Origin of the sequence: Neisseria flavescens (assembly GCF_001618065.1) — a bacterium.
In the GTDB taxonomy this organism is placed as follows: Bacteria; Pseudomonadota; Gammaproteobacteria; order Burkholderiales; family Neisseriaceae; genus Neisseria; species Neisseria flavescens_A.
Genome location: NZ_LAEI01000059.1, coordinates 17,345 through 37,729, shown reverse-complemented (window position 1 = coordinate 37,729; position 20,385 = coordinate 17,345). Strand labels below are relative to the sequence as shown.

Below are 20,385 nucleotides of genomic sequence, written 5' to 3'. Positions count from 1 at the left end.
TAGGAAACTGATGCTCGCCGTCGCCATGCTTCCGTTGGCTGCTCAAACTGCGCAGGCTGAGGAATTTGGGTCTTTCGGCGCTCCGCCTAAAGGCTTCAAAGTCGGCTATCAAATCGCGCAAAATGGTGTGACATTGATAGAACTTGTGCCACAGAAACAGACTGTGGAAGACTGGACGCAAATGGTCACGCTGCAATCCATGGCAGGTATGAAACCGGGTGTTGAGCAGTTTTTCGGCAATCTTTCAGCCTCATGGCAGAATGCCTGTCCGCAAAGTAGTGTCAACCCAATAACGGCAGGTGAAGAAAACGGCTATCCATTCGCTTTGGTGATGTTGTTTTGCGCCAACAATCCGCAAACCAGCAAACCTGAATTTACTTGGATAAAAGCCGTACAGGGCAACGAAGCTTTGTACGTGAAGCAATATGCTTTCCGTTACGAGCCGACGAAGGCCGAGTTGACCAATGCCGTCATGCATTTGCGCAATTTACGCGTCTGCGACAACAGCGCAGGACATCCTTGCAATAAAAAAGGAAAATAAGCATTTAAATATTTTCAGACGGCCTTACCGGTTTTGCTAAAGCGAAACGTAACAAGGCCGTCTGAAAATATATGGAGCAACACGTATTTATTTTCCGCGCTCGTATGCTTCAATTTCGCCGACTTTAGGTGCATAGCTGCTGCTTGTGTCGTGGCGCAAATCCAACCAAATATCGACCAATGCCCAAGCGGCAGGCGCGGCAATGACGTTCTGACCCATGCACAACACTTGCGCATCATAGTTTTCCACCGAGCCGCGGAGCGTGAGCAAATCGTGCGCCGTAGCCGCCCGTATACCGCGCACTTTATTGGCGGCGATTGCCGTGCCCACGCCGGTGCCGCAAATCAACAGCGCACGGTCGGCGCGTCCTGCCGCGACTTCTTCGGCCGCGGTAAACGAGAGTTGCGGATAGCTTCCTTCGGGCGAGGATAAATCGACCAAGCTGCTGACGCGGGGGTCGTTTTGAAGATACGCTTTGAGCGCGTCCTTCAATATTGCGCCGTTGGCCGGCGCGGCAATAACCAAACGCATAAAAACTCCTTGAAGCACACAATAAACATTATTCAGCATACGCCCGCGCGTGATACGATTCAAGCTTGCAACGCAGAGAGCACGGCATGAGCAAAACCTACTTCACATCAGACCTACATTTCTCACATAAAAACATTGCCAAATTCTGCCCGCAATTTCGACCGTTCGATAACGTGGAGCAGATGGATGAATTTTTAATCCGGACATGGAATGAAACCGTTACGCCTGAAGATACGGTGTACAACTTGGGCGATTTTTCCTTTGCCCACGACCATAAGCAGATAGAGCGCGTTTTGTCGCGTTTGAACGGGCAACATCACTTGATTTACGGCAATCATGATCATGTGATTCGGCAGCATGCTGATTTTTTCCGCAGCCAAACCAAGCATGACGGTCATCCGCTGCTGTCGTCCATACGGTCGTATTTGAAACTCAAATCGCCGGAAATTAAGAATACGCTGGTTCTCTTTCACTATCCGATTCAGGAATGGGACGGCTGCTATCAGGGTTGGTATCACTTATACGGCCATTTGCATGACAGGGTGGCGGAAATCAAAGGGCGTGCTTTAAATGTCGGATTTGATTTGCACGGCCGCTTTTTGACGGCGCAAGACGTCGATAAGTTTTTGTGTGATTTGCCTAAAATTTCGTATTTTGGCGAAGCAGGGTTGAAGGCCAAGTCGCCGGAAGAAGCGGCAGAGCTGGTGTCTCGGAAACTGGCGCAATTAAATCAGGTATAATTTCAGACGGCCTTTGCGGATTTACGGCAAAGGCCGTCTGAATATCAATTTCCCATTTTTGAGTGATACATGGAAAACCTTTTGGCTTACTTACTACAAAAAATCAGCCTCCCAAACCAAACCGGCAAGGACAAGTCATGAGCGGTAAGCCTTTGAAGTATCCTGTTTCCGCTTTGGTCGTCTTGCATGATAAAGACGGCAATATCCTGCTGATTGAACGTACGGCGCCGCAAGGTTTTTGGCAGTCGGTTACCGGCAGTTTGGAAGAGGGTGAGCGTATCGAAGAAACTGCATGGCGCGAAGTGTGGGAAGAAACCGGTATCCGCCTTGCAGACGGCCAGCTGGAAAACTGGCATGACAGCACCGTTTATGAAATCTATCATCACTGGCGCCATCGCTATCCCAAAGGTGTTTTTGAAAACCGCGAACACATCTTCTCCGCCCAAATTCCGCGCGATACGCCCATCGTCTTGCAACCGGACGAACACGTTGCCTACGGTTGGTTTGGCGCAGAAGAAGCGGCGGAAAAAGTGTTTTCGCCTTCCAATAAACGCGCAATTTTAGAACTGGTCAAAAGGCTGAATGCCAAAAAGGCCGTCTGAATACGACAGTTTCACATTTTCAGACGGCCTTGGGTTTGCTATACTTTCGCCGTTTGACTCTCTTTAAAATCAAAGGAAACCATCATGGCAGACTTCAACAAAATCCTGACCCCGGGCGATGTGGATGGCGGCATCATCAACGTTGTCAACGAAATCCCAGCGGGCAGCAACCACAAAATCGAATGGAACCGCAAACTGGCCGCTTTCCAACTCGACCGCGTTGAACCGGCAATTTTCGCCAAGCCGACCAACTACGGCTTCATTCCGCAAACTTTGGACGAAGACGGCGACGAATTGGATGTATTGCTGGTGACCGAGCAGCCTTTGGCAACCGGTATTTTCCTGGAAGCACGCGTTATTGGCGTGATGAAATTCGTTGACGACGGCGAAGTGGACGACAAAATCGTCTGCGTTCCAGCCGACGACCGCAACAACGGCAACGCCTACAAAACTTTGGCCGATTTGCCGCAACAACTGATCAAACAAATCGAGTTCCACTTCAACCACTACAAAGACCTGAAAAAAGCAGGTACCACTAAAGTTGAATCTTGGGGCGATGTAGAAGAAGCGAAACAAGTCATCAAAGAATCTATCGAACGTTGGAACAAACAAGCCTAATCGGTTTGTCCCATCCAATATCAAGGCCGTCTGAAAATCAGATTTTCAGACGGCCTTTTTATATCTCAGCAGCCTATCAATCCTTCAAGCATGTTCAAACTGATATTTCAAACGAATCAATCATATTATTTTAAATAATTGTTCCCTAAAGCCGAAATTTCAGACGGCCAGAGAATAGGTTTTCTAGATTGCAATTACAGCATCAGCCCCAAAACGCTTTTTCAAATCCTGCCGCGCATTCTGGTGGCAATTCCCGTTGTAGTAAATCATGCAGAGCAGAATATAGTGCTGAAGGTATGTCGCAGCTTTCTTCATCGTAAAACTCTCCGCCTGCTTTCCGCCATTCGCACTCAAAATCATAAATTGCCAATAAGGTTTGCATTAGTATTGCTATGGAAGGTGCGACAAGGCGGCGATTTTCTATCGTACCGTAACCTGTTATCAGCCAATAAACAGGACTATCGGGGGCAGCAGTATCGGCAAAAAGAATTGAATCGTCGAACATTATGCCAAATATCGCCCATTCTTCACGCCAGCCTTGTGTAGGCAGATATTGCTTGGTCTTCCTATCCCAGCCGAAGGCCCAATCGTACCAACTGTTGGGCAACTTGGGATAAGTCACCCATTGTAAAAATAGAGTTTCCATCTCCAGCCAATAATCGGCAAGTGGATTGTCGGAATGCCATGTGCCGTCCATATGGCGGTAGAAATCAGCCAATGCACCCAAATGCAGATGACGGTTGTCTTCCAGTGTGGACAGTTCCTGCAACGTTTCTGTATAGGGAAAACTAAAGGTTTGAGCGAAGGTGCGTATAAGGGAGTGAGACATAAAGTTTGCTTGCTGTATTTTTACGGTTTAAGCCCGTGGAAAATAATGGATTATAGTGGGTTTAATTAGAATCGGGCTTGATGCAGGCTAATGATGTAAGTCATCTGTTCAATTTATTTCTAATCTGCCAACGCTCATCAGTCAGAACATAAATATAGTAAATTCAAATTAGCTATAGGTAAGTGCGGCATTTTACCGATATAACAAAATCGTCTTTAAAACAAACAAACCATTCTTTCTCATTTTCAGACGGCCTCATTAAAGTAACGCCTATACCAAAAATAAGGAGTGCTTCAATGACTGCTACCACAACTGACCCACGCGCCAAGCTGCCTGAGACGCCTTTGTCCGGCAACGAAGCCTTGAAAGAGCGCAGCGATTATCTGCACGGTACGATTAAGGAGGAGTTGAAAGACGACTTTACCGGTGGCTTTACTGCCGATAACTTTCAGCTTATCCGCTTCCACGGTATGTACGAACAGGACAACCGCGATATCCGTGCCGAGCGTACCGAACAAAAACTTGAACCCTTAAAAAACATGATGTTGCGTTGCCGTCTGCCCGGCGGCATCATTACGCCGAAGCAGTGGCTGGGTATCGACAAATTTGCCGGTGAAAATACGATTTACGGCTCCATCCGCCTGACTAACCGTCAAACTTTCCAATATCACGGCATTTTAAAAACCGATCTAAAACAGGCACATCAGGCATTGCACAAACTTGGTTTGGATTCCATTGCCACAGCCAGCGATGTCAACCGCAATGTGTTGTGTACCAGCAATCCGGTGCAAAGCACGTTGCATCAAGAAGCCTATGAATGGGCGGCGCGCATCAGTATGCACCTTCTGCCGCGTACGATGGCATATGCCGATGTGTGGCTGGACGGTGAAAAAGTGTTCTCGACCGAGCCGACCGAGCCGCGCAATAAAGAAATTGCCGACGACGTAGAGCCGATTTTGGGTAAAACCTATTTGCCGCGCAAATTCAAAACTGCCGTCGTAATTCCGCCCGATAATGATGTGGACATTCATTCCAATGACTTGGGTTTCGTGGCGATTGCAGAAAATGGCAAGTTGGTGGGCTTCAATGTATTGGTCGGCGGCGGTTTATCCAGTGAACACGGTAATACCAAAACTTATCCGAATACTTCTTACGAATTTGGTTTCGTACCGCTCGAATACACCCTCAACGCCGCCGAAGCCGTCGTCAGTACCCAGCGCGACTGGGGCAACCGCAGTGACCGCAAAGCAGCGCGTACACGCTATACGCTGCAACGCGTCGGCGTAGATGTGTTCAAAGAAGAAGTCGAAAGGCGCATGGGCATTAAATTTGAACCTATCCGCCCTTACGAATTTACGCATCGCGGCGACCATATCGGCTGGGTACAAGGACATGAAGGCAACTGGCATTTGACTTTGTTTATTGAAAACGGCCGCCTGCTCGACTATCCCGGCAGGCCGTTGAAAACAGGTATCCGCGAAATTGCCAAAATCCATCCCGGCGACTTCCGTCTGACGGCCAATCAAAATCTGGTGGTTGCCAATGTGCCGCCGGAATTAAAAGATACGATTGATAAAATCGCCAAAGATCATGGATTAATCAGCAAATCGATTACTATCCAGCGTGAGAACTCGATGGCCTGCGTTGCCTTGCCGACTTGCCCGCTGGCAATGGCGGAGGCCGAACGTTTCCTGCCGACATTCTCCGATAAAATTGACGAAATGTTCGCCAAATATGGCTTGGAAGACGAATACATCGTTTTGCGCGTAACCGGTTGCCCCAACGGTTGCGGCCGCGCCATGCTGGCAGAAATCGGTTTGGTCGGTAAAGCGGTCGGCCGCTACAACCTTTACGCAGGCGGCAACCGTGAAGGCACCCGCATTCCTCGTTTGTTTAAAGAAAACATTACCGAACCTGAAATCCTTGAAATTGTCGAAGGCTGGGTGGAAGATTGGTCTCGAAACCGTTTAGATGATGAAGGTTTTGGCGATTTCGCCATCCGTACCGGCATCGTCAAACCTGTATTGGACGCTCCGCGAGACTTCTGGGCATAACGCATACAGACAGATCCACAAGTCTACAATAAGAAAATAGAGAAAACCAAAGGCCGTCTGAAAATCTGATTTTCAGACGGCCTTTTATATTGTGCGAGTTTATATCAAAGATGGGGTATAAACCGAATCAGCGACGGCGGCCAAAGCCCCGACCCATGCTGGGGCGGCGGTAGTTGGAAGGCTGACGCGCGGTTTCGCGGTAACGCTGTTGCTGTTGAGCGTTTTGTTGCTGGGCACGCAGGGTGCGCGTATTCAGCTGTTGGCTGGTGCGTCCGTTTGGACGTGCGGTTTGATAATAGTTGGTACGGGCTTGACGGGCAATCGGGCTGTTTTGATTGCTTGCCTGTGTGAATTTGTTGGCCAATGCGTTGCCGATAAATGCACCGGCTGCCGTACCCACCAAGCTTTGCAGCAGCCAGCTGCCGGTGGATTGGTCGTAGATGTATTGTTGGCCGTCTGTACCGGTTACCGGTTGGCCGTTGTTGCCGTTGGCTTGTGCCTCGGCAGGAATGGTGTCTTTCACGGCTTCAGGCGTGAGCTGGTAAACCGTATTGTCTTCTTGTTGGCCGTTTTGTTGTGCCAACTGTTGTTGCAATGCTTCGATTTGTTTTTGCTGCTGCTCAAGCTGCGCTTGGGTATTGTCTTTGCAGGCAGCGAGGGCAAAAGTGGAAAGGGCGGCTAAGGCAATCAGTTTTTTCATTATTTTTCCTGAGAGAAGTTTGTCTTTGCCGAGATTTCGGCGGAGTGTGTTTGCCTAATATTAAACCATTTCCCTGTTTTTCAAGTGGTTTTACAAAATAATATTGGAAAGTTGCGCTGCAAATGCACGGCTGTTGGCAGCCAGATTGCCCAGTGCAGGCATTTCGTGTTCGGTTTCGATAATCAGCAGGTTGGCAGGGCGGCGTGTGTGCAGGGACATTTGCATTTCAGCGGGAGAGAAGGGCATGTGATGGCGTTTGGCGAAAGCTTCGGCGCGTTTGTTGGCGGTTTTGAGCATAGGCAGCAGGGTAATGTCTAAATGGAAACGGCGTACGCCCAAAACCAAAATACGCGCTGCGAAGAAATCTGCTTCATCAGTAAAAACGTTGGGGCTGCTTTGATTGAAGTCGTGGCGCTCTGCGGCAATTAAAGTCGCGATGGTGCGTACTTGCGGAATCAGGGCTTCGCTGATGAGGCTGTCAGGTGAATCAGGCAAAGTGTGCATGTTGAGCATGCTGTGGTGGCTGTTGCTGTCAACGACCATGCGGCAGGTGTGTAACATTTGTGTTTGGCTGTGGATTTTAGTTGAGGCAGTCATGGCTGTATTCCTTATTTCTTAAAAATGGGTGGATTTAAGCGGCCATGGTGGGTATAAAAAAAGCCGCTCAAATGAGGCGGCTCTAATTTGCGTATTTTCAATTTGGTCTGTTTTAGACAAGCGCAAAAAAGTACCGCACGTTTGTGTGGTACCAATAGAAGAAAGTAGTAGAGCGTTGCGCGGTTTGCATGATGAAAATACGTCTTTAATGTATAAAAGAATGGAACGTAGTTTAAAACAAGAATGCCAGTAATTTCAATATCCAATCGATAAAACCCACCAATAAATCTACAAGTTGTTGTAATCCTTCCAATTTATTTTCTTTCGAGTGAGTCAAATTTGCACAATTATAATGCAAAACCGGGTAAATTGATAACAATCCGAGCAAGGTCCTTAAAAAAAGCCGTCTGAAATTCAGCTGTCAGACGGCCTTGGGTTATCGCATTCGGTCAATGAAACAGCAAATTAAAAAGGATATAAATACATCATTAAAAACAGAAAGTGTAAATTTAATGTAAATTAAATAATTACCATGTCGAATAATAAGGTAGAATTGCCAAAGTTTATTAATGAATTATAAAAATACGCAAAGCAAAAAAGAGCGACAGTACCTGTCGTGACTGCAACATAAAATTCCGCCATTACATACGAAAACGAAAATTTATCTACTATGAGCCAGCGTACTAAAGCACAGGAAGCACTAGGCATCCGTTTGGCAGATATTCTGACACGTCTAAATCAAGGGGAAACGATTGATATTCAAAGTTTGCCCGAGCGCTATGGCATTTCATTGCGTACAGCCCAACGTGATCTCAATCGTCTTGCCCCTTTATTGCAAACTACAGGTACACGTTATTACCGTCTGGATCAAAACCAATACGGCCGTCTGAATAAAGACGAAATCCGCCGTATTTGTCATTTTGCAGGCTTACAAGACCTTTTCCCTGAAGCGGACCGCCGCTTTTTTCAAGAAAGCCTGCGTCAAAGCATTATCATCAAAGGCCATCAATACGAAAATATTCGTCATCGCCAATCAGATTTTGATTTGGTAACACATTCTATAGAAGCAAAGCAAACCATTAGCTTTAATTACACCAAAGCCGATGGCAGTAAAAGCCATCGTACTTTAGATCCTTACCGGCTCATTAATAAAAGCGGTATTTGGTATCTTATCGGACTCGAAAATGGTCGAGAAAAGACCTATTGCTTTACTCAAACATCCCAGCTGCAAACAACCTCAAAGACATATGTTCCAGATGTAGGGTTTGTAGAGAAAATTCAAAATACCGACAGCATCTCGTATGGTAATCAAGTCAGTGAAATCATTATTCAAATCAGCCCACAGGCTGCACATTACTTTTTGCGGCGCAAGCTGTTACCCAATCAGGAGGTTATTCGTCGCCTCGATAACGGTGGCCTGTTGATTGCCTGCAAAAATGTTAACGAAATTGAAGTTATCCCCATCGTCCAATATTGGATACCGCATTCAAGAATTGTCAGTCCGCAAGAGTTGCAGGAAAAGATAATCGGCAAATTAAAAAACTATATCAATAACCATACGGAGGGCTAATAACATGTGGCAAATCATACTTGGATTCATCATGTTGCCTGTTGCGTTTATGCAAAGAGGCGGAATTAGGGCAATTATAGGGCTAATCTATATGTATAGTACATCTTGGCTTGATTGGAACGTAACGTACAGGGGGAACTTGGAACTTATTTCTTGTTTTATTTTTGGTCTAATGGGTTTTTGTCTGCTAATGAGTTCGTTCAGTAAGGCCTAATCGGCACAAATAGCAGAAAGTAGTCATTTCCATTTAATTTTTATTCAGGAGAAATTTATTTTATGAACAGCAAACAGCAATTTTTAGATTATATCGGTGAAGTTAAGAACATCATTTCCCCTTTGGAAATTTCAGATAACAAATTATCGGAAATTCAAGGAAATATTACGGATGCAGAGCTGATTGTACCGGTGGTTGGCGGATTTAGCGCGGGAAAAAGTACATTGCTCAATTCTTTTTTAGGCAATGAGATTTTGCCGACTGCTGTGACTCCGGAAACTGCATTAGCAACAGAATTGCGTTATAGCGATAGCAACTATATTGAAGCAGTAACGGCTTCGGGTGCGGTTGAACGTCATCAATTGGCTGATTTTGCACGCTTAAAAGATAATGCACAAAACTTCAAAAATTTGCGTGTTTATTTAAATAATGAAAATTTAAAAGCCATTCAACCTTTGGTATTGGTTGATATGCCAGGATTTGATGCGCCGATTGAAAACCACAACCAAGCTATTTTGAATTACCTGGAGCGTGGCGTTTTCTTTGTATTCCTAACCAGCATCGAAGACGGAAACATTACATTGAGCATGAAGCGTGAAATTGACAATCTCCAACAAATTGGAAAAGGCTTTGCATTCTGTATCAGCAAAACAAATTTGCGCGCACCTGATGATGTTAAAGCAGTACAACAAAAAATTGCCGAGCAACTGGAAGACGATTTTGACTATACGGGACAAATTGCCCTTTTAGATATGGATGGCGGCAATAACCTTAAAAATATTTTGACTGCAGTCAATCCTGATGAATTGTTTAAACTTTTGTTTATTGATGAATTGCGTGAAAACTATACAGGATTAATACAAAGCATCAACGTCAAAATTTCTACATTTAAATCAAATAGGAAAGAAATCGAAGAAACTTTATCTGCCCTGCAAAACAGCCTGCAAGGTATTGAGGCCAAAAAACAATCTGCAATCAATGATGTCGAGCGGCGTTATTCACGAGATAGCGTATCTGTCATCAATCAGGCTGTCACATCTGCAATTTTGCAGCAAAAAATGCGACTAGTTGATTTGGCAATCAATAACCAAGGTGCATTTGAGCGCGAGCTGAATGACATTACAAAAAATGCACTGCTTTCCGCCGTTCAGACTCGCTTCCGAGCCATTAGCCAAGATTTGATAGAAGAAATGGGCAATGGTATCAATGCACAATTAGCTACTTTGCCGGAAGGCGGTTTGGGTGGCATTGCAATGGATGTATTGGCCAATAGCGGGGCAGACGCTTTCGGAAAAGTAGCTAATACAGCATTAAAATCAATATCTAAAGCAATTATAGGTAATGTAACTTCGGCAACATTGAAAGCATTGCTTGGTGGGGTATTTGGTATTGTAGGTGCCGTATTGCTCTTCCTGCCTGAAATTATTTCTTTATTCACAAAAGGAGAGAAGGAGCGCAGACAGCGTGAACAAGTAGAACAGGCAATTATCAATAATGTCATTCCACAAATTCAACAGCAGCTTAATACCGTATTGCCTGATTTAATGAATCAGAATATTACAGCCCTGATTAATCAAGTCAGCGAACAGTTTGAGGAGCAGCTGCAACAAAAACGCAATGAGATTGAAGCAGCAGAGGCAGAAAAAGCAGTAAAAGCCGCCGAGTTGGAAAGCACGATTAATGAGTTGGAAAGCGGCAAGCAACAGCTTTCCACGCTTGCCAACCGCTACCTGTTTGCATAACACAACCTTTCAGACGGCATCAGTATGTTTATGCCGTCTGAGCACAACCCGAGAATCAATACCATGATTGAAAACTTGCCCATTGAAATCCCGTCCGGCAGCCTCTCCCCTGAAGATTTGCAGGATTTGCAAAATGCCGTTGTTTTACTGACCAGCCCGTCATTGACCACAAAACTGACTTCCATTGTCGGTTCTCCCATCGAATACCTGATGGATAAAATGCCCAAAGATGCATCCGACAAAATTCAAAAAGTCATTGAAACTTCTTTGCACAAAGTATTCGATGTCAGTGCCAATACCATGCAAAATGAAAAAAAGAAGCATCAAATAAATGGCATAAATTTGGAGCAGGTCTATCTGGGGCAATTGGCGGATTTTTCGGCTTCTCAGCCATAATGGTCGAATTGCCCGTCTCTACAACCATTATGATGCGTTCTATTTTAGATGTTGCCCGCAGCGAAGGTTTTGACATTACCGACCCAAAACCAAACTGGAATGCCTTTCCGTATTCGGGTTCACTGCCAACGAAGACAAACAGGACGACAGTGCGGAAAGCGGATACTACGCCAGCCGTATTGCCCTTAATCAAATCATGAGCGCAACTGCAAAAGAATTGGCAGTCCTAACACAAGGAGCAGCTGCAAAAACCATCGATACAAGCATTATCGGTAAAGCATTAGCACAGCTGATCAGTAATATCGCATCGCGCTTAAGTATTCCCCTGACCGAAAAAGTTGCCGCACAACTTGTTCCTGGTATCGGGGCGGCTGCCGGCGCAACCATCAATGTCATGTTTACCGGTTTCTATCAAGAGATGGCAAAAGGGCATTTCACCGTCAAACGCTTAGAGCAGAAATACGGGGAAGAAACTGTCAAATGCCATTTTGACCAAATCAGACAGGCAAATCTTGCCGCCCAATCCATCAATAAGGAGTAGTCTATGGACATTATCCAACTCAACAACCAAATTGAAGAATTCGTAAATAAATATGATTTAAGTCATGATGCCTTGGCATTGAAGCAGGAACATGCAATTCAGAAAAGTGAAGAGTGGCAGAGAGTTTTAGATAGCTTTGCAGAACAAGGCCGTGTGTTGCGTATCGGTATTATCGGGCGTGTGAAGGCAGGGAAAAGCTCCATGCTCAATGCCTTGCTTTTCAATGGTAACGACATTTTGCCTAAAGCCGCCACACCGATGACTGCCGCGCTGACCATTATGGAATACAGTGAAAATGTCAGCGCAGAAGTGGACTTTTTTACCCAACAAGACATTGAACAAATTAAAAAGAACCACGATGCCTATTTGATAGAGCTGGACAAAAAAATTAAAGAAAGAGAACAGGAAAATATCGAACGCATCAAAAAGAAAAAAAGTTTATTGGATAAATTAGCTCCCTTGTCTGCTAATGAAAAACAGGAATGCTGCGAAAAAGCTAGATCTCAGGCAGAACGTGATATGAAAAATGATCCGTCCTTTGCTTCATATGATCAATATCGCCGTATTAAAGAATCAGGCAAATCATTAAGTGATTTGGAGCAATACCGTACGATTTCAGCTGGTAGTGTGGAAGAGCTGATGAATGGCGTATTGAACCAATTTGTTGGGTCAAGCGGAGCGTTCATGCCGTTTACCAAGTCCGTTACATTGCATATTCCGGAAAAAGGTTTGCAGGGCCTGCAAATCATTGATACCCCGGGAATTAATGACCCTGTGACATCTCGTGGCGAACGCACCGAGCAATTACTGCAAGACTGCGACGTCGTATTGATTGTATCTCCTTCGGGCCAATTCCTCAGCAGCGAGGATACCGATTTGATGCATCGGGTAACGACCAAAGAGGGGACGCAGCAAGCTTATCTTATCGCCAGCCAGGTGGATAACCAATTGTTTGGTAGTGAAAGTCAAGGCTTGAGCGATCCTATTCATGTTTTGGAACGTATTTCTGACAATTTGACCAAGCATGCGCGTAATGTTTTGGCCAAACAAGTCCAAGAATATCCGTCCATGAAAGTGGCTGCGGACAAGTTGAGCAAAAACAACGTAATTTGCTCTTCAAGCGTGGCGTTTTCAATGCAGCAGCGTTTTGATGAACAACATACATGGGATGCCAATTTGCAACATGTATGGCGCAATTTGAATCAAAAATTCCCTGATGTTTTCAGTCATGAAGAATTGGCTAAAAATGCATTAAACCAATTGGCCAATATTCATCAGATACATCAAATAGTGAGTGAAGTAACTGCCAATAAAGAACAAATTTTGGCGCAACGGCGCATTGATTTTGAAAATGGCAAACGTACCGCATTACAAGGCTATTTAAAAGCATGGGCCGACCGTATCAATGAGCAGATTCATCAGATTCAGCATGCCGATGTGGGCGAATTGCGCAAGCAAGAAACCGAACTCAAAAAGCAGCAAGCCACAATCGATGTAAATGTGGGCGGCGTGTATGATGATTTGATTTCGGATATCAAACTGAATTTGAGTAAACAGTTAAAAGACAAATTGAGCAGTGAAATGAAAAAATATGATACTGCTTCTGAAGGAGCGCAGGGAACTGCGACTGAAAGTAGGGAAGTTTATGTAGGACGCGGTGGTTTTTTGTGGCTTCAAAAAAAATACAAAACAGAGACTTATGAGATCTCCACTCTCCAGGCTACTCCTATCCGCCGTGCTATTGAAGAAGTTCGCGCCAGTTTGGAAGATGAATTGTGCTATCTGTCAGAAAGTTATTCGCAGGCTTGGAAGAAAAAAATCTATTCCCAAGTCGTTGGTGCATTGCGCGAAGCTATGGGGGATGAAGAGCTGGATGTAACCATCATCGTACGCGCAGTTAAAAATGTATTGGCTCGCATCCCTGAAGCCTCGTTCTGCCTTGCTGATGATATGCCTAACGAGTTAAAGAAATCTGGCCAGCTTAAAGGCAGTGAGATGGAAAGCTATATGGCGGAGGCTGATAATTATATTTCTAACCTACGCAATACCGTTCGCAACCAGATTTCAGCATATATGGACGCTCTAGTAGGGGGTCTAAAGAAAGTAAATTTACCTCAAGAGCTGATGGGCGACTTGGAAAACAGCCTGAAACAGCTTTTGAACGAAATTGAAAACAAAGAGGCAAGCCTGTTCCATTATCGAGGTATTCAAAAAGGATTGGCAAGCTTGATGCAGTCTGCCGCTTAATCAAAATCAATCAGGCCGTCTGAAAAATTCAGACGGCCTGCAAGGAATAAATATGCCTCATCATTCGGTAGATCAATTGAAAGAATGGATCAGTCCGAGCATTCCTTTGGGCTTGATGTTTGGTAAGAAACAACAAGCCTTGGAAATTCTTGAACAAATCAAACAGCAACTTAAGAGCATAGACATCATGCAAGAACAATTGAATCAGGCAGAGCAAGAGCTGCCTGAATTGAAAAAACAGCTTGAGCAGGCACAACAAAAATTAGCTCAATTACAAAGAAATTTGTCGGAAAGCGAATTGCGTCAGACTTTGATTGCAGATCTTTTATCGGCCAATAATCTGAATCCCGGTGTTCGAGAGTATTTTTGTCTTTTGAAAGGAGATTTTTTAGAGTTTGCCAATCAGGAAGACTCCTTGAAAGATGAAGCGGCGGCATTTTTAGAATTGCAGGCAATTGGTGATGAATTAAAAGTCATTGGCGCCTACCCGGAATTTTACAAAAAACGCTCGATTGCCATTGCCGGAGGTTTTAGCGCCGGTAAATCCGAATTTATCAGCAGTTTGTTTGAGGATCCCAATATCCGCCTGCCCATCGGCATCGAACCAACTACTGCCATTCCGACTTATGCCTTAAACGGTCAGGAAAACGGCGTGATCGGTTGCAGTCAGAACGGTGGTGTGATTGATTTGCTGAAGATTGATCCTGATTTTCAACAAAAATTGTCTCATAATTTTATCCGGTCATTTGGTTTCAACCTTAAAACCATCATGCCTTTTGTATTTATGACTACGCCGATGAAGTTTGAGCATTTGTGCTTTATCGATACGCCGGGATACAACCCGTCTGATGTGGCAGACGGACATACGGCGGAAGATGTAAAAACGGCGCAAGAGTTTGTCCAAAATTCCGAGGCTTTGTTGTGGCTGATTGGTTTGGATTCCAACGGTACGATTTCAAAAAGCGATTTGGACTTTTTAGATCATGCAGGACAATACAGCCAAAAACCGCTCTATATCGTTCTAAATAAAGCAGATTTGCGCCCATATGACCAACTTGAAGAAATTATGGCAGAAATTGCCGATACTTTGGACGATTACGATATCGAAATTGCCGGTATTTCTGCATACAGTTCTATTACTAAAGAAGAGTATCTGTATCACAAACAGTCGCTGCATGCTTTTCTTGCCAGCCTGGATCAGCCGTCTGAAAAGCAAGCCTTGCTTATGCAAAGATTGTTTGCCGTAGATGAAAAATATCAACGTGCTATTTTGCGTACCATCAAAGAAAACAAGCAAATCAATGCGACTTTAAGCGGCTTCAAATTGGATTTGTTAGAAAACGGCTTTGATGACCTGAGTTCGGATTTGTATGAAAAACTCGGCAAAATGAATTCTATCTTTACCATCAAGCAAAAAGAAGAACATCTGAAACAATTGGAAACAGTCACAATGAAGATTGTGGCGGCAATTGAGCAGGTATTTGGTCAGCCAAGCAAGGTTAACGTAAAAATTGGACGCAGGATGAAATCGAGCTGGATGAAAAATTCGTTCGGTTGACCCAAAAGGAGCAAATGCCTGATGAATTGATGGATGAGCAGCCTTCAAATGAGAAGAAAACATATTCAACAGAATTAAGTGCTAGATTTTGGGGGTATTGGGGAAATAGGCTAATAGGTGATTCTAAAATAGAATTAACTGTAGGTGCACTTTTAAGCGAGAATAAAGAAGTATTTACATCTACAGAATGGGAGGATGTTTATAATAATTTCTTTCCTCATGTTTATAATGATTACTTTTCTCTTGCTCATAAAAAGTACAGCTGTGATGATGATTTGAATTCACTTTGTGAAGCTGGAATAATCCGTTGTATTGATGATGGAAGCAAGAAAAATAAATTTAGTCTTGGAAATATGTTATTAGGAGGAAGTAATCCAATTAAAACATACCGATTTGTTTTACCGGATAAAGAAATTTTTAATCAGTTTTTGCAACGGCACAATAATATTAATCTGTCGGATGAACAACTTGAGGCAATAAAAGCTTTGATAGAATCACAGCACTATTTTGATTTTGAGGATTGGACAGAGCACTATAAGGGGGAACATTCTGCTTTAGCATTAGGTAGATTGATCAAGGCGGGAGCTGTCCGAAAAGAAAAGGATGATTATTATTCATTTATTTAATTAATGGCCTGGGCCGCCCGAAGATTCAGACGGCCTCAGTAAGTGCAATATATCATTTTTAAGAAAATATTATGAAGGGTGTATTATGATTTGCTTCATTTCATGTAGGATATTCCGTGCATATGAAGTGAATTGATCGATACGCTAAAAGGGAATGGCAATGAATTTATCTGGAATCAAGACATATTATCAAGAACATAAAAATACTTATTCGGAACACTTCCGCTTGCGTATCCACCGTTCTTTGAGCTGGTTGGAAAAGGCGGAGGAAAGATGGTCGGTACAGGATTGGGATTTTGCCTTCCAGTCTATGTGGATTGCGTTTAATGCGGCTTATGCTTATGAGCTGGACGGACGAACCATGCCTGCGGATAGAAACAAATTTCAGACTTTTTTAAATAAGGTCTGTGCGCTGGATACGGATAAGCAGATTTATGCTTTGGTGTGGAAGGAATTTTCGGGTGCGATTCGATCTTTATTGGGCAATCGCTATGTGTTTCAGGAATTTTGGGATTTCCATAACGGCTATATTTCTGAAGCCGCTTATTTGGAATGCTTTGAAAAAGAGCGGCGTAAAGTAAATGCGGCTTTGGCCGCGCAGGATACGTCAACGGTCTTGTTTGTGTTGTTTGACAGGCTTTACACTTTGCGTAATCAGATGGTGCATGGCGGTGCGACTTATAATAGTAGCGCCAATCGCGAACAATTAAAGGATGCCTGTAAGATTTTGGGCAGTGTCCTGCCGGTAATGCTGTCGATTATTCAGAAAAATGCCGATAAGGATTGGGGCAAGCCGTTTTATCCGTTTGTGAAGGAGGATTGATATGGCAGTTAAACCCCGTCAAGATGTTTATTGGACTTGTGTGTCTTGCGGTTGGCAGCGTGAGGCATCTAAGGGATCGGATATGTTGTTGCCCAAGCCTAGACAATGTGGCAAATGCGGAAGTCAAAATTTGGAACTAAAACAAGGTAATATGTTGTCAGGTTTGTTGAAGATGTTTTCGGGAAAACGATAAAGATCAAAAGGCCGTCTGAAATTCAGCTTTCAGACGGCCTTTATTTTTGTTTATCCAATCAATAAACGTCGCGTTGGTAGCGTTTGTCTTCGCGCAGGTCGTTGAGGTAGTCCTCGGCTTCGTCGCGGCTGAGTTTGCCTTGGGTTTCGATGACTTCGATCAGGGCGTTTTCGACATCGCGCGCCATGCGTGCTGCGTCGCCGCAGACGTAGATGTGTGCGCCTTGTTGCAGCCAGTTCCAAACTTCGGCGGCGCGTTCGGTGATTTTGTGTTGGACATAGACTTTGTGTTCGCCTTGGCGGCTCCATGCGAGGTCGGCGCGGGTAAGGAGGCCGTCTTTGCGCCAATCACTCCATTCGAGTTGGTAGAGGAAGTCGTCAGCCAGGCGTTGGTTGCCGAAGAAGAGCCAGTTTTTGCCGCTGTCGCCATTGGCGGCGCGTTGTTGCATGAAGGAGCGGAAGGGGGCGACGCCTGTGCCTGCGCCGATCATGATGATGGGTGTATCGCTGTTTTGCGGCAGGCGGAAGTTGGGGTTGGGTTCGACAAAGACGCGGACTTCGCTGCCTTCTTCGAGGCGTTCACCCAAGTAGCCGGATGCTGCGCCGGTGTAGGTGTGGTCGTGGTGGTCGAAACGGATGACGCTGATGGTGAGGTGGACTTCTTCGCCGACTTCGTCTTGTGCGGAGGCGATGGAATAGAGACGTGGGGTTTGTGGGCGGAAGAGGCTGTATAGGGTTTGTGCGTCCAGTGGGTGTAGATGGGCTGCGAATACGCCGACGGGCGGAGTGGCGGCAAGGTAGGCGTCCAGTTGGGCTTTATCTGCGGCTATGGTTTTGAGTTCTTCGTTGTTTGTTAATTCGGCGTATTGTTGGACGAAGGCGGGTGTGTTTTGGGTAATGTCTGCGGATTCAGTCAGGGCTGTGCGGATGTCGGTTTCGCGGCCGTCTGAAAGTTGGACGGTTTCGTTGCCAGTCAGTTGGTTGAGGTCGAGGATTTCTTGAACGAGGTCGGCGGCATTCAGCGGCCATACGCCGAGCGCGTCGCCTGCCTGATAATGCAAACCTGAGCCGCTGAGGTCGATTTCGATGTGTTCGACGTCTTTTTCTGCATCGCGCGAGGTGATTTTTTGGCGCACGGAGAGGGTGGCTGTGTAGGGTTTTTCTTTGGTGTAGACGGTGCCGCTACTTGGTATGGCTGGGTCGTTTGATGCAGCGGTTGTACTTGGGCTTGCTGCTTGGGCAGTCAATTCGGCTACTTTGGGTACGATGGCGGCAATCCATGCGTCGGCATCGGCTTGGAATTCTAAGTCGCAAATGCCCAAGTCGTTCAGACGGCCTGCGCCCAGTTCGGCAAATTTGGCATCAAAGTCTTTGCCTGCTTGGCAGAAGTTGGGATAGGAGGAATCGCCAAGACCCAAGACGGCAAAGGTCAGTTTGCTGAGGTCGGGTTTCTTTTTGCCGTAGATGAATTTGTACAGGGGTAGGGCTTCTTCGGGTGGTTCGCCTTCGCCTTGGGTGGAGGTAACTAAAAGCACGATGTCTTCGTCGGGCAGGGTTTTGCTTTTGAAATCGCCTGCGCTGCTGAGGCGGGCTTCTACGCCGGCGGCTTGAAGTTTGGCGTGTAGGGATTCGGCAACGCTGCGGGCATTGCCGGTTTGGGAAGCAGAGAGAACTAATACGCGGCGGCTGACTGTCGGAGCGGCTGTTTGCAGGGCAGATGGTTCGGCTACTACACCGGATACGCCTTGGCTTTGCGCCCAGCAATAGCCGGAGAGCCAGGCAAGTTGGGTGGGGGATAGTGTGGAGAGTTGGACGGAGAGTTCGGGTGGAAGCGGATTGGCTTGGCTCATTTGGATTCCTTTGTTGGACGGCTATAACCGATTGTTTGAATAATGGACAGTCGCCACTTTAAACAGGCCGTCTGAAAAAAGGAAAGAATGCTTGGTTTTAATTTAAGATGATTTCGTTATATTCGGGAAGGTATTAGGCCGTCTGAACATGCTCATTCAGACGGCCTTGGATTGGATAGAAACGAGATTTTCAGTTTCCGCTGGAGAGTTTCATCACTACGACGCCGGAGATGATGAGAAATGCGCCGAGCCAGCGGCCGAAGTTGGCGGCATCGTTGAAAAATACAACGCCTACCAAAAAAGCCCCTGCCGCGCCTATGCCTGTCCAGACGGCGTAGGCTGTACCCATCGGAATACTTTTTTGGGCAAGGTAAAGGAAGTATCCGCTGCCGACGATGCAGGCAAGCGCGGCGGCAAAGCCATGCCAGCGGTAGCCTTCCTGTTGTGCCAGCTTTAAGCCCAATGGCCAGCCGATTTCCAGCATACCAGCTAAGATTAAATAAAACCAACTCATAATATGTCCTGATAGTGTGTTAAGGTTTCAGACGGCCTTGGAAAGATTGTTTTCTTCCGAGAGTTCAACGCGTTGTCCGATGTCTTTTAGATTGGAGTATTGTTCGACCAAGCGCGGTACATCGTCCAAGCTCATTGCAAACATCCATAAATAAGTGCTGACGGAATAGATATGGCCGGCGCTTCCGTAGCCTTTAAGCGTCATGTGTATAAAGGCAAAGCCGAACAATACGCTCATCGCCATGCCGATACTGAGATAGCCTAAGGCTTCGCGATTGGAAATCAGCACGCGTAGTTTGGCAACCCAGCCGTAGTGGCGGTAGAGCTGATGCTCGTTGCCGTCGCGGATAAGGTGGTTGTCGCGTTCAAGCCGGTTGTTCAAACGGAAATATAGGTTTTCGCTGATGGCGGCAAAACGCTGCAGCAACCATAAAAACAGGGCAAGTATCGCGACAGCCAATACGCCCACCCAAAATTCCAATATCAGCAACATCATACATGCACCGAAGATGGAGACCAGCGAAGTAGCAGCGATGGGCAGGTGTTCTTCAAAAAAACTGACGAACTCACGCGATAGGGCGACGCGTGCGGTAATGGCGGAATGCGGTACTTCTCGTTTGCGCTGTTCCAAAACGACCGGGACGGCTATTTCAGTATAGATTTTGGTAAATGTGCGCGTATCAGCTATTCTTCGGGCGGCGCCGATTATCCACATTAATAAAACCACCACACCATACAACATTGCCTGCCAGACGTTGCCTTCCATAACGGCATTAATCGCCCCGCCGCCAAACACGGGATATACCAGCAAGAGCAGATTATCCAAGCCGACGAGAGAGAAGGTTGTGATGAGTTTGCGGCGATGTGTTTGACCGATGTGTTTCAACATTTTCCACATGGT

Annotated in this window: 19 protein-coding genes and 1 pseudogene; 13 read left to right on the top strand and 7 right to left on the bottom strand. The window is 45.7% G+C overall.

What is annotated here, in order from left to right; translation table 11 throughout:
• Window positions 1–10: 10 nt before the first annotated feature.
• Window positions 11–541: a hypothetical protein gene (locus tag TW89_RS09435; protein WP_283114706.1), complete on the top strand. Its 531-nt coding sequence runs from the start codon at window positions 11–13 to the stop codon at window positions 539–541.
• 87 nt (window positions 542–628) lie between these two features.
• Here the strand turns inward: TW89_RS09435 and TW89_RS09430 are convergent, their stop codons facing one another.
• Window positions 629–1,072 (bottom strand): RpiB/LacA/LacB family sugar-phosphate isomerase, encoded by a 444-nt coding sequence (locus TW89_RS09430; protein WP_128581277.1) that lies wholly within the window; start codon window positions 1,070–1,072, stop codon window positions 629–631.
• Window positions 1,073–1,158: 86 nt separating this feature from the next.
• On the opposite strand from TW89_RS09430, the gene TW89_RS09425 reads away from it, so the two are divergent.
• The 3 genes from TW89_RS09425 to TW89_RS09410 all read left to right on the top strand — a co-directional run bounded on the left by TW89_RS09425 (window position 1,159) and on the right by TW89_RS09410 (window position 3,032).
• The gene (locus tag TW89_RS09425; RefSeq protein WP_128581286.1) at window positions 1,159–1,812 is read left to right on the top strand and encodes a phosphoesterase; all 654 of its coding nucleotides are present in this window, start codon (window positions 1,159–1,161) and stop codon (window positions 1,810–1,812) included.
• Between the two features lie 137 nt (window positions 1,813–1,949).
• Entirely contained in the window at window positions 1,950–2,414 is a 465-nt protein-coding gene (gene nudB, locus TW89_RS09415; RefSeq protein ID WP_070838221.1) for a dihydroneopterin triphosphate diphosphatase, read from the top strand.
• An 84-nt stretch (window positions 2,415–2,498) separates the two neighbouring features.
• Complete coding sequence (locus TW89_RS09410) at window positions 2,499–3,032, top strand: inorganic diphosphatase (RefSeq protein WP_003678634.1); 534 nt, start codon at window positions 2,499–2,501, stop codon at window positions 3,030–3,032.
• Between the two features lie 202 nt (window positions 3,033–3,234).
• On the opposite strand, the gene TW89_RS09405 is transcribed toward TW89_RS09410, so the two are convergent.
• Window positions 3,235–3,861 (bottom strand): hypothetical protein, encoded by a 627-nt coding sequence (locus TW89_RS09405; RefSeq protein WP_128581275.1) that lies wholly within the window; start codon window positions 3,859–3,861, stop codon window positions 3,235–3,237.
• A gap of 296 nt (window positions 3,862–4,157) precedes the next feature.
• Here TW89_RS09405 and cysI point away from each other — a divergent pair, with 296 nt between their 5' ends.
• Window positions 4,158–5,915: an assimilatory sulfite reductase (NADPH) hemoprotein subunit gene (gene cysI, locus TW89_RS09400; RefSeq protein ID WP_128581274.1), complete on the top strand. Its 1,758-nt coding sequence runs from the start codon at window positions 4,158–4,160 to the stop codon at window positions 5,913–5,915.
• Between the two features lie 127 nt (window positions 5,916–6,042).
• Here cysI and TW89_RS09395 read toward each other — a convergent pair whose 3' ends face one another.
• Window positions 6,043–6,615: a hypothetical protein gene (locus tag TW89_RS09395; protein ID WP_128581273.1), complete on the bottom strand. Its 573-nt coding sequence runs from the start codon at window positions 6,613–6,615 to the stop codon at window positions 6,043–6,045.
• Window positions 6,616–6,705: 90 nt separating this feature from the next.
• Window positions 6,706–7,212 (bottom strand): hypothetical protein, encoded by a 507-nt coding sequence (locus TW89_RS09390; RefSeq protein ID WP_003685697.1) that lies wholly within the window; start codon window positions 7,210–7,212, stop codon window positions 6,706–6,708.
• 670 nt (window positions 7,213–7,882) lie between these two features.
• Here TW89_RS09390 and TW89_RS09385 point away from each other — a divergent pair.
• The 8 genes and pseudogenes from TW89_RS09385 to TW89_RS09355 all read left to right on the top strand — a co-directional run bounded on the left by TW89_RS09385 (window position 7,883) and on the right by TW89_RS09355 (window position 16,929).
• On the top strand, window positions 7,883–8,782 hold the full coding sequence (locus tag TW89_RS09385) for a helix-turn-helix transcriptional regulator (protein ID WP_128581272.1): 900 nt from the start codon (window positions 7,883–7,885) through the stop codon (window positions 8,780–8,782).
• 276 nt (window positions 8,783–9,058) lie between these two features.
• The gene (locus TW89_RS09380) at window positions 9,059–10,738 is read left to right on the top strand and encodes a dynamin family protein (protein ID WP_128581271.1); all 1,680 of its coding nucleotides are present in this window, start codon (window positions 9,059–9,061) and stop codon (window positions 10,736–10,738) included.
• A gap of 24 nt (window positions 10,739–10,762) precedes the next feature.
• Window positions 10,763–11,134, top strand: a complete 372-nt coding sequence (locus TW89_RS12130; RefSeq protein ID WP_283114705.1) for a hypothetical protein — start codon at window positions 10,763–10,765, stop codon at window positions 11,132–11,134.
• A pseudogene (locus tag TW89_RS12120) lies at window positions 11,104–11,675 on the top strand (EcsC family protein). Before TW89_RS12130 ends, TW89_RS12120 begins: the two are co-directional and overlap by 31 nt.
• A 3-nt stretch (window positions 11,676–11,678) precedes the next feature.
• Window positions 11,679–13,922: a dynamin family protein gene (locus tag TW89_RS09370; RefSeq protein ID WP_128581270.1), complete on the top strand. Its 2,244-nt coding sequence runs from the start codon at window positions 11,679–11,681 to the stop codon at window positions 13,920–13,922.
• Between the two features lie 52 nt (window positions 13,923–13,974).
• Window positions 13,975–15,480, top strand: coding sequence for a dynamin family protein (locus TW89_RS09365; protein ID WP_128581269.1), 1,506 nt, complete (start codon window positions 13,975–13,977; stop codon window positions 15,478–15,480).
• Between the two features lie 14 nt (window positions 15,481–15,494).
• On the top strand, window positions 15,495–16,106 hold the full coding sequence (locus TW89_RS09360) for a hypothetical protein (RefSeq protein WP_128581268.1): 612 nt from the start codon (window positions 15,495–15,497) through the stop codon (window positions 16,104–16,106).
• Between the two features lie 160 nt (window positions 16,107–16,266).
• Window positions 16,267–16,929: a HEPN domain-containing protein gene (locus tag TW89_RS09355; protein ID WP_128581267.1), complete on the top strand. Its 663-nt coding sequence runs from the start codon at window positions 16,267–16,269 to the stop codon at window positions 16,927–16,929.
• 251 nt (window positions 16,930–17,180) lie between these two features.
• On the opposite strand, the gene TW89_RS09350 is transcribed toward TW89_RS09355, so the two are convergent.
• The 3 genes from TW89_RS09350 to TW89_RS09340 form a co-directional block, all read right to left on the bottom strand.
• Entirely contained in the window at window positions 17,181–18,971 is a 1,791-nt protein-coding gene (locus tag TW89_RS09350; protein ID WP_128581266.1) for an assimilatory sulfite reductase (NADPH) flavoprotein subunit, read from the bottom strand.
• Window positions 18,972–19,161: 190 nt separating this feature from the next.
• On the bottom strand, window positions 19,162–19,485 hold the full coding sequence (locus TW89_RS09345) for a DMT family transporter (protein ID WP_004520006.1): 324 nt from the start codon (window positions 19,483–19,485) through the stop codon (window positions 19,162–19,164).
• Window positions 19,486–19,512: 27 nt separating this feature from the next.
• Entirely contained in the window at window positions 19,513–20,382 is an 870-nt protein-coding gene (locus tag TW89_RS09340) for an ABC transporter six-transmembrane domain-containing protein (protein WP_070714111.1), read from the bottom strand.
• Between the last annotated feature and the right edge of the window lie 3 nt (window positions 20,383–20,385).

What these genes read in the sequence shown, in the direction of transcription:
- TW89_RS09435 (WP_283114706.1), top strand. Translation starts at nt 11, where the DNA reads ATGCTCGCCGTCGCCATGCTTCCGTTGGCTGCTCAAACTGCGCAGGCT.
- TW89_RS09430 (WP_128581277.1), bottom strand. Translation starts at nt 1,072, where the DNA reads ATGCGTTTGGTTATTGCCGCGCCGGCCAACGGCGCAATATTGAAGGAC.
- TW89_RS09425 (WP_128581286.1), top strand. Translation starts at nt 1,159, where the DNA reads ATGAGCAAAACCTACTTCACATCAGACCTACATTTCTCACATAAAAAC.
- nudB (WP_070838221.1), top strand. Translation starts at nt 1,950, where the DNA reads ATGAGCGGTAAGCCTTTGAAGTATCCTGTTTCCGCTTTGGTCGTCTTG.
- TW89_RS09410 (WP_003678634.1), top strand. Translation starts at nt 2,499, where the DNA reads ATGGCAGACTTCAACAAAATCCTGACCCCGGGCGATGTGGATGGCGGC.
- TW89_RS09405 (WP_128581275.1), bottom strand. Translation starts at nt 3,861, where the DNA reads ATGTCTCACTCCCTTATACGCACCTTCGCTCAAACCTTTAGTTTTCCC.
- cysI (WP_128581274.1), top strand. Translation starts at nt 4,158, where the DNA reads ATGACTGCTACCACAACTGACCCACGCGCCAAGCTGCCTGAGACGCCT.
- TW89_RS09395 (WP_128581273.1), bottom strand. Translation starts at nt 6,615, where the DNA reads ATGAAAAAACTGATTGCCTTAGCCGCCCTTTCCACTTTTGCCCTCGCT.
- TW89_RS09390 (WP_003685697.1), bottom strand. Translation starts at nt 7,212, where the DNA reads ATGACTGCCTCAACTAAAATCCACAGCCAAACACAAATGTTACACACC.
- TW89_RS09385 (WP_128581272.1), top strand. Translation starts at nt 7,883, where the DNA reads ATGAGCCAGCGTACTAAAGCACAGGAAGCACTAGGCATCCGTTTGGCA.
- TW89_RS09380 (WP_128581271.1), top strand. Translation starts at nt 9,059, where the DNA reads ATGAACAGCAAACAGCAATTTTTAGATTATATCGGTGAAGTTAAGAAC.
- TW89_RS12130 (WP_283114705.1), top strand. Translation starts at nt 10,763, where the DNA reads ATGTTTATGCCGTCTGAGCACAACCCGAGAATCAATACCATGATTGAA.
- TW89_RS09370 (WP_128581270.1), top strand. Translation starts at nt 11,679, where the DNA reads ATGGACATTATCCAACTCAACAACCAAATTGAAGAATTCGTAAATAAA.
- TW89_RS09365 (WP_128581269.1), top strand. Translation starts at nt 13,975, where the DNA reads ATGCCTCATCATTCGGTAGATCAATTGAAAGAATGGATCAGTCCGAGC.
- TW89_RS09360 (WP_128581268.1), top strand. Translation starts at nt 15,495, where the DNA reads ATGCCTGATGAATTGATGGATGAGCAGCCTTCAAATGAGAAGAAAACA.
- TW89_RS09355 (WP_128581267.1), top strand. Translation starts at nt 16,267, where the DNA reads ATGAATTTATCTGGAATCAAGACATATTATCAAGAACATAAAAATACT.
- TW89_RS09350 (WP_128581266.1), bottom strand. Translation starts at nt 18,971, where the DNA reads ATGAGCCAAGCCAATCCGCTTCCACCCGAACTCTCCGTCCAACTCTCC.
- TW89_RS09345 (WP_004520006.1), bottom strand. Translation starts at nt 19,485, where the DNA reads ATGAGTTGGTTTTATTTAATCTTAGCTGGTATGCTGGAAATCGGCTGG.
- TW89_RS09340 (WP_070714111.1), bottom strand. Translation starts at nt 20,382, where the DNA reads ATGTGGAAAATGTTGAAACACATCGGTCAAACACATCGCCGCAAACTC.